This is a genomic window from Pseudohongiella sp. O18 (genome assembly GCF_021729085.1).
Lineage (GTDB): Bacteria > Pseudomonadota > Gammaproteobacteria > Pseudomonadales > Pseudohongiellaceae > Pseudohongiella.
Genome location: NZ_JAJSAR010000001.1, coordinates 173,812 through 186,143, shown reverse-complemented (window position 1 = coordinate 186,143; position 12,332 = coordinate 173,812). Strand labels below are relative to the sequence as shown.

11 protein-coding genes and 2 tRNA genes are annotated in these 12,332 nt (G+C 54.6%); 12 read left to right on the top strand and 1 reads right to left on the bottom strand.

Annotated features, from left to right (window positions below; genetic code table 11):
* Positions 1 to 49: 49 nt before the first annotated feature.
* Positions 50 to 526: a transcription elongation factor GreA gene (gene greA, locus LVD14_RS00805; protein WP_237132126.1), complete on the top strand. Its 477-nt coding sequence runs from the start codon at positions 50 to 52 to the stop codon at positions 524 to 526.
* A gap of 55 nt (positions 527 to 581) precedes the next feature.
* On the opposite strand, the gene yhbY is transcribed toward greA, so the two are convergent.
* Positions 582 to 917, bottom strand: coding sequence for a ribosome assembly RNA-binding protein YhbY (gene yhbY, locus LVD14_RS00800; RefSeq protein WP_237132125.1), 336 nt, complete (start codon positions 915 to 917; stop codon positions 582 to 584).
* 280 nt (positions 918 to 1,197) lie between these two features.
* On the opposite strand from yhbY, the gene ftsH reads away from it, so the two are divergent.
* The 11 genes from ftsH (at position 1,198) to rbfA (ending at position 12,331) form a co-directional block, all read left to right on the top strand.
* Complete coding sequence (gene ftsH, locus LVD14_RS00795) at positions 1,198 to 3,135, top strand: ATP-dependent zinc metalloprotease FtsH (protein WP_237132124.1); 1,938 nt, start codon at positions 1,198 to 1,200, stop codon at positions 3,133 to 3,135.
* Between the two features lie 34 nt (positions 3,136 to 3,169).
* Complete coding sequence (folP, locus tag LVD14_RS00790; RefSeq protein WP_237132123.1) at positions 3,170 to 4,066, top strand: dihydropteroate synthase; 897 nt, start codon at positions 3,170 to 3,172, stop codon at positions 4,064 to 4,066.
* 91 nt (positions 4,067 to 4,157) lie between these two features.
* Entirely contained in the window at positions 4,158 to 5,501 is a 1,344-nt protein-coding gene (gene glmM, locus LVD14_RS00785) for a phosphoglucosamine mutase (protein WP_237132122.1), read from the top strand.
* 115 nt (positions 5,502 to 5,616) lie between these two features.
* Positions 5,617 to 6,372 (top strand): triose-phosphate isomerase, encoded by a 756-nt coding sequence (gene tpiA / locus LVD14_RS00780; protein ID WP_237132121.1) that lies wholly within the window; start codon positions 5,617 to 5,619, stop codon positions 6,370 to 6,372.
* Between the two features lie 2 nt (positions 6,373 to 6,374).
* Complete coding sequence (secG, locus tag LVD14_RS00775) at positions 6,375 to 6,752, top strand: preprotein translocase subunit SecG (protein WP_237132120.1); 378 nt, start codon at positions 6,375 to 6,377, stop codon at positions 6,750 to 6,752.
* Between the two features lie 7 nt (positions 6,753 to 6,759).
* Positions 6,760 to 6,846, top strand: a tRNA-Leu gene (locus LVD14_RS00770).
* A gap of 145 nt (positions 6,847 to 6,991) precedes the next feature.
* Positions 6,992 to 7,068 (top strand) — tRNA-Met (locus LVD14_RS00765).
* 197 nt (positions 7,069 to 7,265) lie between these two features.
* The gene (gene rimP / locus LVD14_RS00760) at positions 7,266 to 7,715 is read left to right on the top strand and encodes a ribosome maturation factor RimP (RefSeq protein WP_237132119.1); all 450 of its coding nucleotides are present in this window, start codon (positions 7,266 to 7,268) and stop codon (positions 7,713 to 7,715) included.
* 35 nt (positions 7,716 to 7,750) lie between these two features.
* Positions 7,751 to 9,235, top strand: coding sequence for a transcription termination factor NusA (gene nusA, locus LVD14_RS00755; protein ID WP_237133384.1), 1,485 nt, complete (start codon positions 7,751 to 7,753; stop codon positions 9,233 to 9,235).
* A gap of 31 nt (positions 9,236 to 9,266) precedes the next feature.
* A complete protein-coding gene (gene infB / locus LVD14_RS00750; protein ID WP_237132118.1) occupies positions 9,267 to 11,870 on the top strand; it encodes a translation initiation factor IF-2 in 2,604 nt (867 codons plus the stop codon).
* Positions 11,870 to 12,331 (top strand): 30S ribosome-binding factor RbfA, encoded by a 462-nt coding sequence (gene rbfA / locus LVD14_RS00745; RefSeq protein ID WP_237132117.1) that lies wholly within the window; start codon positions 11,870 to 11,872, stop codon positions 12,329 to 12,331. The genes infB and rbfA overlap by 1 nt, the downstream gene beginning before the upstream one ends.
* Position 12,332 lies beyond the last annotated feature (1 nt).

Sequence of the window (12,332 nt, the reverse complement as noted above, 5' to 3'; positions counted from 1 at the left end):
TTTTTTTTATTCCTTGATTTTAGATTCCAGGGGAATCTGTGAGAGTGATATGAGAAAAGTGCCCATGACCATTGGCGGCGCGGAGAAACTGCGCGCAGAACTCAATGAGTTGAAGACGGTGAAACGACCAGCAATCATCCAGGCTATTGCGGAGGCGCGTGAACACGGCGATTTGCGCGAAAACGCGGAGTACCATGCTGCCCGCGAGCAGCAGAGCTTCTGCGAAGGTCGCATCAAGGAGATCGAGGGCAAACTCGCCGATTCTGAGATCATTGATGTTACGACCATAGCCGAGTCTGGCAAGGTCATCTTTGGCTCTACCGTGACGCTGCTGAATCTGGAGTCTGATGCGACCGTGCGTTACCAGATCGTGGGTGAAGATGAGGCTGATGTAAAAGCCGGAAAAATCTCTGTTGCCTCACCGATCGCGCGAGCCATCATGGGTAAGGAAGAAGGTGACGTTGTGGTGGTCAAAGCACCATCAGGCGACATCGAGTACGAGGTGGATCAGGTAGAACACCTCTAATCGCTGGCGGGCCGGGCCAAGTGCCTGGCCCTCCAGATTGGTGACGGCGCCCCGATTACTGCGGAGTTCCGCCAAAACGAAGCAGATTAGACAGTTTGGGATCGGGTTTGGCGGCAGGCTTTAGCAGCACCACAACATTGCCGATACTCTGCACACATTGCGCGCCGGTTTGCTGGCACACCTCTTCGGTTACTTCCTGACGAGCATCCCTGTCTCCGACGCTGACTTTTATTTTAATCAGTTCGTGCTGTGCCAAAGCCCGGTTTATTTCCTTCAAAACGCCCTCGCTGAGCCCGTTCTGGGCGATGGTCACGACTGGTTTGAGCCCGTGTGCGATAGCGCGAAGCTTTTTAAGTTCCTGATTACTCAGTGGTTGCTTGCGATTGCTCATAAAAAATCCGGGTGATTTGAAGAAAGGACGCGCATTGTAGGTCAGCATTTCTTGGACAATCAAGAGTTGTATCTTGTAATATCGAATCCGGTCCCCATCTTAATAACGTATCAGATAGTGAAAATCCAGCCGGCGAGACGCGGTTGTCTCATTGTTGCCAAGCGCAGCAGTCACGAACTCAACAATAATGACGTCGGGATCTGAGGGAATGGCAAAGGCCGTTTAGGCGGTCTTATCAGTTTGAAAATGACACATTAAAAGGGGGTCTCCCTTGAACGACATGGCGAAGAATTTACTGCTTTGGATGGTGATTGCAGCGGTATTGCTGACAGTGTTCAACAATATCAATCAGGAGCCGGCAACTTCGCAGGTTAATTACTCCGAATTTATTCGGGAAGTCCGCAGCGGGCAGGTAGAGTCGGTCAATATTTCCGGCGTATCCGTCAGTGGCGTCCGTACTGACAACAGCCGTTTCACCACCACGATCCCGATGATCGGTGACGATGAACTGATGTCTGACCTGTTTAACAATGGCGTTGAGATCAGGGCCTCGGAACCTGAGCGGCAGAGCCTGTGGACGCAGCTGCTCGTGGCCAGTTTCCCGATTCTGATCATAATTGCGCTGTTCTTTTTCTTTATGCGGCAGATGCAGGGTGGTGCTGGCGGCGGCAAGGGCGGTCCCATGTCATTCGGCAAGAGCAAGGCCAAACTGCTGGGTGAAGACCAGATCAAAGTGACATTCTCGGATGTGGCTGGTGTTGAAGAGGCCAAGGAAGACGTCAAAGAGCTGGTCGACTTCCTGCGCGAGCCCGACAAATTCCAGCGCCTGGGTGGCCGCATCCCGCGCGGCATTCTGATGGTCGGTCAGCCGGGTACCGGTAAGACATTGCTTGCAAAAGCCATCGCCGGTGAGGCCAAAGTGCCATTCTTCTCCATCTCGGGTTCTGATTTTGTCGAGATGTTTGTAGGTGTGGGTGCGTCTCGTGTACGCGACATGTTTGATCAGGCCAAAAAACAGGCTCCCTGTATTATCTTCATCGACGAGATCGATGCAGTAGGTCGTCACCGTGGTGCCGGCCTTGGTGGTGGTCACGATGAGCGCGAGCAGACATTGAACCAGTTGCTGGTTGAGATGGACGGTTTCGAGGTCAACGACGGCATTATTGTTATCGCAGCTACCAACCGTCCTGACGTGCTTGATCCGGCTCTGCTGCGCCCTGGTCGTTTCGACCGACAGGTTGTCGTAGGGTTGCCGGACATTCGTGGTCGCGAGCAGATTCTCAAGGTGCACATGCGTAAAGTGCCGATCGCGGACAACGTTGATGCAGCAGTGATTGCGCGCGGCACGCCCGGCTTCTCCGGTGCCGACCTTGCCAACCTGGTTAACGAGGCTGCATTGTTTGCAGCGCGTGCCAGCAAGCGCCTGGTCACCATGGAGGAGTTCGAGAAAGCCAAAGACAAGATCATGATGGGCACAGAGCGCAAGTCCATGGTCATGTCCGAGAAAGAAAAAACCAATACTGCCTACCACGAAGCAGGTCATGCGATCGTGGGGCGCCTGGTGCCGGAACATGATCCTGTCTATAAAGTCAGTATCATCCCGCGCGGCCGTGCGCTGGGTGTGACAATGTTCCTGCCTGAAGAGGATCGTTACAGCATCAGCAAACGCGCGATTATCAGCCAGATATGCAGCCTCTATGGTGGTCGTATCGCGGAAGAGATGACTCTGGGTGAGGAAGGCGTTACTACGGGTGCGTCCAACGACATCCAGCGCGCGACCGAGATGGCCAGAAACATGGTAACCAAGTGGGGTCTGTCCGAAAAACTGGGACCACTGATGTATGCCGAGGACGATGGTGAAGTGTTCCTGGGGCGCTCAGCTGGTGGGTCGCAGACTCAGCATTCGGGCGAAACCGCAAAACTGATCGACGAAGAGATCAAGCGTATCATTGATTATTGCTATGGCACTGCCAAGCGCTTGCTGGATGAGAACCGCGACAAGCTTGAGTTGATGAAAGACGCCTTGATGGAGTACGAAACCATTGACGTTGAGCAGATCAATGACATCATGGACGGGCGCAAGCCCCGTCCACCAGCTGACTGGTCTGACCCGAGCAGTGGGTCCGGCTCTGCGCGCTCTGATGCGAGCGACGACAAGGTCAGCGATGAAAGCGAGCGGACTGACAATCCGATCGGTGGTCCGGCCAGCGAACATTGATCGTCCTTTCATGAGTGGCAGCTAGTCGGCACGAATGACAACTGATAGATCCAATCTGGCACGCCCCCGGCAACGGGGGCTGTGTTGTTCAGGCCGCTGGCTTGATCTCTCTACGCCTGTTGTCATGGGCGTCATTAATGTAACGCCTGACTCCTTCTCGGATGGCGGTCAATTTGCCGCACGAAAAACCTCCTTCTCCGTATCAATCGACAAAGTACTGCGCCAGGCAGAGTCCATGGTCGCGGCGGGTGTTGCTTTGCTTGATGTTGGCGGTGAGTCGACCCGGCCTGGCGCCAGACCGGTCTCAGAGCAGGAGGAGCTCGACCGGGTAATACCGGTTGTTGAGGCGATTGCCGGAGAGCTGGATGTCATCATCTCGATCGACACCAGCACGCCGTCGGTCATCACCTCGGGAGCTGCATCGGGTGCGGGCATGGTTAATGACGTGCGGGCCCTGCAGCGTGAAGGTGCACTCGCCGCTGCCGCCGCCAGCGAAATGGCCGTCTGCCTGATGCATATGCAGGGCCAGCCATCCAATATGCAGGATCAGCCGAGCTACCAGAATGTTCTCGAAGAAGTGGATGATTTTCTCAGTCGGCGCGTTATCAGTGCAGAGGCCGCAGGAATCGACCGATCACGTTTGTGTGTTGATCCTGGTTTCGGGTTTGGTAAATCTGACGAACACAATTATCATCTGCTGGCACACTTGAGCTATTTTCGGGGGCGGCACAATCTGCCGGTGCTGGTCGGTATGTCGCGAAAATCGATGATTGGTCGTGTCGTGGATCGGCCGGTTGATCAGCGTATGGCGGGCAGTCTGGCGGCGGCAGTCATAGCGGCTGCGAATGGCGCAGACATCATACGTGTTCACGATGTGCCAGAGACAGTCGATGCCATGCGGGTTCTGGCGGCAACAGTACAACATGGCTAGCGCGCTGATGGCGTTCGCTGGCTGAATCTGCGGCAGTAAACACTGATGGCAGATATCACAACGATCAAAGAACAATAAGGAATCGTCTACGATGCAGGAAAAACGATACTTTGGTACTGACGGAATTCGCGGGCACGTAGGTGAGTATCCCATCACGCCTGATTTCATGCTGAAACTGGGATGGGCCGCTGGCAAGGTCTTTGCGCGGGAGAGTGGTGGTCGTAGCAAGATTCTGATCGGCAAAGATACGCGCATCTCCGGCTATATGTTCGAGTCGGCGCTGGAGGCGGGGCTCGCCTCCGCAGGCGTAGATATCCACATGCTTGGTCCGATGCCAACGCCCGCTATTGCGTATCTGACACGAACCTTTCAGGCGCAAGCAGGTATCGTCATCAGTGCTTCCCACAACGCTTTCCAGGATAATGGCATCAAGTTTTTCTCTGGGGACGGCGCCAAGTTGCCTGACGAAACCGAGCTTGCCATCGAGGAATACCTTGAGCGCGACCTGACCACGGTTCCTTCCCAGCAGCTGGGCAAGGCGTCGCGAATCTCTGATGCGGCTGGGCGTTACATCGAGTTCTGCAAGCGCACGATTCCTGGTGGCAGTGTGCTGCGAGGCCTGAGGATTGTGGTCGATTGTGCCAACGGTTCAACCTATCACATTGCCAACAGTGTATTTTCTGAACTGGGTGCCAGTGTCAAGGCAATCTCCGTGAAGCCGGATGGTTTGAATATCAATGAGGGCTGCGGCTCCACAGCGCCCGACCAACTGGTTAGAGAGGTGCTGTCCGAGAAGGCCGACCTGGGTATTGCCTTCGATGGTGATGGTGACCGTGTCATCATGATCGACCACCTGGGCAACATCGTTGATGGTGATGAATTGCTGTTTATCATTGCGAAGGACCGTCGACGACGAGGCGTCAACCTGGGTGGTGTGGTTGGCACACAGATGAGCAATCTGGGTCTTGAGCTGGGCCTGAAGTCACTGGCAGTGCCGTTTGTGCGCAGCAGTGTGGGCGACCGGTACGTAATGGAGGCTCTTAAGCAGCACCAGTGGCAGCTCGGTGGGGAGTCATCCGGCCATATCATCTGCCTGGATGCGACGACTACTGGCGACGGCGTCGTCTCTGCGCTACAGGTTCTGGCGGCGATGGTGCAGACAGGCAGTTCGCTGAACGCGCTGTGCACTGAAATGCAAAAAATGCCGCAGACCATGATCAATGTCCGTATTGCGGACAAGCAGCGGGTGATGAATGACATCAATGTGATCAATGCAGTCAAGCAGCTCGAATCTGAAATGGCTGGTCGTGGTCGAGTGCTTCTGCGCCCGTCAGGGACCGAGCCTCTGATCAGGGTCATGGTCGAGGGTGAGCAGGCTGAGCAGGTCAGCCGGTATGCCACACAATTGGCAGATATCGTGCGTGCTGTCGAGTAGGTCAGGTGCAGAATCATGCCTGTATTGAGTCTGCTTGCATGCCTTCAGCAAAGTGGTTATAGTGTCGCCCCCGCTCTGTCGAGGACAGGCAGCCGAAGGATAGAGGGTTGAGCGTATGCGACGGGCGCTGGTGGCCGGCAACTGGAAAATGAATGGCTCGCGAGCCGATATCAATGACTTGATGCAGGGTCTGCTGACCGGTCTGTCCGAGGGAGTCAACGGTGTCGATGTCGTTGTCTGTCCGCCGTTCCCTTATCTGACACAGGTGACCGAAGCCGCACACGGCAGCGAACTGATTGTTGGGTCCCAGAATGTCTGCGAACAGTCTTCGGGGGCTTACACAGGCGAGGTTGCTGCTAGTATGTTGCGCGACTTCAATGTGCGCTATGTGATCGTAGGGCATTCGGAGCGTCGCCAGCTGTACGGCGAGACCGACCAGCTGATTGCCAGCAAGGTCGGGGCAGTATCGGAAGCGGGAATGATTCCGGTTTTATGCGTGGGTGAGACGCGTGAGCAGCGCGACAGAGGTGCTGCTGAAGAGACGGTGCTGGCGCAGATTGCGAGCGTGGTAGCGGCACACGGGGTCTCCGCGTTCGCTGATTCGGTGATTGCCTATGAGCCAGTCTGGGCGATAGGAACGGGATTGTCCGCAACCAGTGAGCAGGCGCAGCATATGCATGCAGTGATCCGGCAGTACCTGGCCAGACATGATGCAGCAGTCGCCGATGCTGTGCAGATTGTCTATGGCGGTAGCGTCACAGCTGATAACGCTGAAGAGCTGTTTGCATGCCCGGACATAGATGGTGGTCTGGTGGGTGGTGCCTCGCTGAACGCGCAGGCCTTTATACGAATTTGTAAGAGCGTGAGTTAATTATGGAAACGCTGATAGTTGTAGTGCATGTCATCGCCGCGATCGCGATTGTCGGGCTGGTGCTTTTGCAGCAGGGCAAAGGCGCAGACGCCGGAGCGGCGTTTGGTAGCGGATCCTCGCAGACGGTGTTCGGTGCGTCCGGAAGCGGTAACTTCCTGACTAAATCCACAACCGTGGCTGCTGTGATATTTTTTGCGACCAGTCTGGTTCTTGCGATTTACGCAAAGCAGTACAGCATTGGTGCAGGTGCGGAAGACGGCGCGCCATTGGTAAATCCGGAGTTGCTGCGTGAAATGGAGCAGCAATCAGATATTCCGCAGGTGAGTGCGCCTGTAGATTCGTCAGATATACCGGCGGTCCCGGAGTCGGAGCCGCAGTAAACCTTTAGCCGAAGTGGTGGAATTGGTAGACACGCTATCTTGAGGGGGTAGTGACCTTTTGGTCGTGCGAGTTCAAGTCTCGCCTTCGGCACCAACTTACCGCAAAAGTAAAATCGGGCTTGACTATTTCTCCGGCCCGGCGCTAGAATACCCACCCTCAGATGATGGCAACGCCAGAAGCCATCTGGGTGCAAATAGCGAAGATCTTTTGCATCAAATTGAAATAATTAAAGTTTTGTTGCGGGGTGGAGCAGTCTGGCAGCTCGTCGGGCTCATAACCCGAAGGTCGTAGGTTCAAATCCTGCCCCCGCTACCAATTCGCAGCCGCCGAGCCGTTTGCCGGCGCTGCTACAAAAGGCCCCATGATGGGGCTTTTTGTTAGGTGGTCTGAAACAGGTCGTCCGAGAGCGGACGAATTGTAACTGGCTGGCCCCGAAAGCAAGTGATAGCATTCTTCAAAGTGGGCCGCAGGCCCACTTTTTGTTTGTGCAGTCGATATGGATTGGCGGAAATTTGGCGACATCAACTGACAAGATTACACAGCTGCTGGAACCGACGGTTAAGGCCCTTGGCCTTGAACTGTGGGGTGTGGAGTACCTCGTCAGAGGGCGCTCATCACTCCTGCGTATTTATATCGACAGCCCGGAGGGTGTCACAATCGACGACTGCGAAAGCGTCAGTCGACAAGTCAGTGCGGTACTTGACGTTGAAGACCCCATCCCTGGTGAGTATACATTGGAGGTTTCCTCGCCCGGCCTCGACCGACCGCTGTTTACGCTCAAGCAGTATCAGGAATTCCTTGGTGAGGTAATCAGTTTGCGCTTGCGTGGTCCGATCAATGGGCGACGTAAATTTAAAGGTTTATTGCAGCACGCTGAAGCGGGCAATATCACCATGATCGTCGATAACGAACCGGTTGAAATCCCGTTTGACCAGATTGACAAGGCCAACATCGCGTTCTGATTCGCGTGTTTCGTTTGTAAGGTGACACTACTATGATGAGTAAAGAAATTCTGGCAGTTGCAGACGCGGTCTCTAACGAGAAGGGAGTGTCACGCGACGTTATTTTCGAAGCCATTGAGACTGCTCTGGCGACTGCGACCAAAAAGCGTTTTGAAAGCGAAGAAGCCAGCTGCCGGGTTGCCATTAATCGCAAGAACGGTCAGTACGAAACATTTCGCACCTGGGATGTAGTGGCTGATGAAGATCTGGAAGAGCCAGGTCATCAAATGACTCTGGATCAGGCGCGCGAAAAGAACCCGGATCTGGACATCGGTGATGTCTGGGAAGAGAAAATCGAAAACGTAGAATTCGGTCGAATCGCTGCCCAGACCGCCAAACAGGTTATCGTGCAAAAGGTGCGTGAGGCTGAGCGCGAACTGGTCGTCAGTGAATACCGCGATCGTATCGGTCAGCTGGTGTCGGGTACTGTCAAGAAAGTTACTCGCGAAAGTGTGCTCGTCGATCTGGGTGGCAATGCAGAAGCGATTCTGCTTCGTGATCAGATGATCCCCAGAGAGATGTTCCGCACTGGTGATCGCATTCGTGCGTTGCTTCAGGATGTCCGTCAGGAGATCCGTGGGCCTCAGCTGTTTCTCAGTCGTACCGCTCCGGCCATGCTGATCGAGCTGTTCAAGATTGAAGTGCCGGAAATTGCTGATGGTGTAATCGAAATTCGCGCAGCAGCGCGAGATCCTGGCTCGCGCGCCAAGATCGTCGTCAGTACCAATGATGGCAGGATCGATCCGGTTGGTGCCTGCGTAGGTATGCGCGGTTCACGCGTGCAGGTGGTCTCTAACGAGCTGGCCAATGAGCGTATCGACATCATTCTGTGGGACGACAACCCTGCGCAGCTGGTGATCAATGCGATGGCGCCTGCCGAAGTGGCGTCTATCGTCATGGACGAAGACAGCCACACAATGGATGTTGCTGTTGAAGAAGACAATCTTGCACAGGCAATCGGTCGCAACGGTCAGAACGTGCGTCTGTCCGTTGAGCTTACCGGCTGGGCGATCAATGTAATGAGCATTGAGGAAGCGCAGGACAAACAGCAGCGTGAGGCAAGCACCTACATCACTGCATTCATGAACAAGCTGGATGTGGATGAAGATGTCGCCGAACTGCTGGTCAGTGAGGGTTTTACCTCACTGGAAGAGATTGCCTATGTTCCGATGGACGAATTGCTGAGTATCGACGGCTTTGATGAAGATATCGCTAAAGAACTTAGGGATCGTGCCCGTGATGCGCTGCTGACACAGGCGATAGCATCCGAGGAAGGACTGTCCAGCGCCAATCTGGAAGCAGACCTGCTGAACATGGAAGGCATGGATGATGCGCTGGCGATGTCGCTGGCAGAGAAAGGCATCCTCAACATGGAAGATCTGGCTGAACAGTCGATCGACGAATTGATGGATATTGACGGCATGACTGAAGAGCGTGCCGGCAAATTGATTATGACGGCTCGTGCACCGTGGTTTGAATAACCAGGCGGCAAGAGCAGACAGGAGTAACTAGATGGCAGATGTAACAGTCGGTGAACTGGCCAAAGTGGTCGGTGTGACCACAGAAAGGCTTCTTGCCCAGATTAAGGAGGCAGGTCTCCCGCATAAGCGTGCGGAGGAGCCTATTTCCAATGAAGACAAAAATACATTGCTGCTGTTCCTGCGTCGCAGTCATGGAGCCGCGGCCAGCGCCGATGCTTCACCGAAGAAAATTACGCTGAAGCGAAAGACGGTTGAAACCCTAAAAACCGCCTCCGGTCAGGGGCGCGGAAAAACCGTCAGCGTTGAAGTACGTAAAAAGCGTACCTATGTAAAACGCAGTGAACTGCAACCAGAGAAGCCGGCTGAAGAGGAACTGATTGTTCCACCAGAGGCGCTGGATCAGGAACTGGCAGCAGCAGAGCCTGCAGTTGAAGCGACGACTGATTCTCCAGCAGAAGAATCTGGTAAAGACGCAGACGTGGGCAGGAAAGATGCTGCTACTGATGCATCCCCGGCTGAAACTTCCGACGCCGCGGAGCCGGAAAAGGCACCAGCTGCTGATACAGCAGAGGCTAAGCCAGCCGCCCCGGTTGCCGATGTTCCGGCTCAGGATCCAGACAGCGCCAAACCCGGTCGTGGTAAAGCGAAACCCGCTGCAAAAAGCGGGCGTAAAGCTGATGTCGATGACAAGGATGAAGAAAAGAAATCCGGTTTCCGCAAAAAGGCGGTTGCTGGCAAGAAGCCTGGTAAAGCCAGGATTGATGATTTTGTGCTCGAAGATGGCGAGTTCGACGATGGTGGGCGTGGTCGTCGCGGCGGTCCCCGCAAGAAGTCGCGCAACAAGCAGCACGGTTTCGAGAAGCCCACTGAGTTTATTTCTCGCGAAATCACCATCGGTGAAGCCAATACCGTTGGCGACCTCGCTCAAAAAATGTCAGTCAAGTCGGCTGAGTTGATCAAGGCGCTGTTCAAGATGGGTGTCATGGCAACCATCAACCAGGCTCTGGATCAGGATACTGCGACACTGCTGATTGAAGAGATGGGTCATACCGCAAAATTCGTCTCGGCGGATGCAATCGAAGACGATCTGTACGAGTCACTGGTCTATGAAGGCGGTGATGAAGCAATCACACGCGCACCTGTGGTTACTGTCATGGGTCACGTTGACCATGGTAAGACATCGTTGCTGGATTTCATTCGCAAAGAATCTGTTGCTGCCGGCGAAGCCGGTGGTATTACCCAGCACATTGGCGCCTATCACGTTGAGACAGACCACGGCATGATCTGTTTCCTGGATACCCCGGGACACGCGGCCTTCAGTGCCATGCGGTCACGCGGTGCCAAGTCAACTGACGTTGTAGTACTGGTGGTTGCAGCAGATGATGGCGTCAAGCCGCAGACTGAGGAAGCAATTCAGCACGCCCGCGCTGCGGAGGTGCCAATCGTTGTCGCCATTACCAAGGTCGACAAAGAAGATATCGATATTGATAAAGTGACCAGTGAGCTGGCTGCCAAAGACGTGATACCGGAAAGCTGGGGCGGTGACGTCCAGTTTGTTCAGGTATCTGCTCATACTGGCCAGGGTATTGAAGAACTGCTGGAAGCCATTCTGCTTCAGGCTGAGCTGCTGGAACTCAAGGCCTTTGTCGATGCACCAGGCAAAGGTGTTGTGATCGAGTCACGTCTGGACAAGGGGCGTGGCCCGGTTGCGTCAGTTCTGGTTCAGAACGGTACGCTGAATGTTGGCGACACTATTCTTGCCGGCTACGAATTTGGCCGTGTACGAGCACTGATTGATGAGGCGGGTCGCCAGGTTAAGTCGGCTGGACCCTCCATCCCCGTTGAGGTGTTGGGTTTCAATGGCGTTCCTGAAGCAGGCGATGAATTTGTTGTTGTAGCTGACGAGAAGCGCGCCAAGGAAGTTGCTGAATTCCGCCGTGAAAAGCACAAGGAAAAGCAAAACGCACTGCAACAGGGCAATAAGCTGGAAGCCATGTTTGCCGGTATCGGCAAAGCGGGTAAGAGCATCCTCAACGTCATCATCAAGGCAGATGTACGTGGCTCGATGGAAGCCATCGTCGGCTCGCTGCAGAAGCTTGGTACCGATGAGGTAGAAGTCAACGTGGTAGCCGCTGGCGTCGGTGGTATTTCCGAAACCGATTCGCACCTGGCGGCAACCTCCAATGCGATGCTGATCGGCTTCAACGTCCGTGCGGATAAGTCTGCCCGTGATGTCATCGAAAACGAAGGCATCAACCTGCGTTACTACAACGTCATTTACGACGTGATTGATGACGTGAAGGCCATTCTTGGCGGTATGCTTGAGCCTGAGCTGCGTGAAGAAATCCTGGGTGTGGCTGAGGTTCGTGACGTGTTCAATTCACCAAAGTTTGGCCAGGTGGCCGGCTGTATGGTGGTGGAAGGCACGGTATACCGCAGCCGTCCCATCCGTGTTCTGCGTGACAACGTGGTGATCTTTGAAGGCGAGCTGGAATCTCTGCGCCGCTTTAAAGACGACGCCAGTGAAGTCCGCAACGGCATGGAATGTGGTATCGGCGTGAAGAACTACAACGATGTCAAAGTAGGCGACAAGATCGAGGTTTACCAGACCATTGAGGTAGCCAGAACACTCTGATGAGTAATACATCTCCGCGCGCACAACGGGTAGCCGATCAGATCCAGCGAATTCTCGCGGATCTGATCATGCGCGAAATAGGTGATCCCCGGCTTGGCATGGTTTCGGTAACAGGTGTTGATGTAAGTCGTGATTTTGCGCATGCCACAGTATTTGTGACTGTGATGACGCGCGACGCAGTTGGTCTGGACAGCCAGCTTAAAGATATGGGCGAGCTGGACCGCAAGCAGATTGATGACAGCCTGGCGGTTCTCAACAAAGCCTCTGGCTATCTGCGCAGTCTGCTGGGCAAAGAATTGCGCCTGCGAACAACACCCGCCCTGCAGTTTCGCTACGATGAAAGTATTGCCCGTGGGCGGTACCTCTCCAGCCTGATCGACAGGGCGCTTGAAGAGGATAGCGAGCACGGTGAAGGTGCGGACACCCCGGATACGGGTGACAGTCAGGAAGAGAGGCACTGAA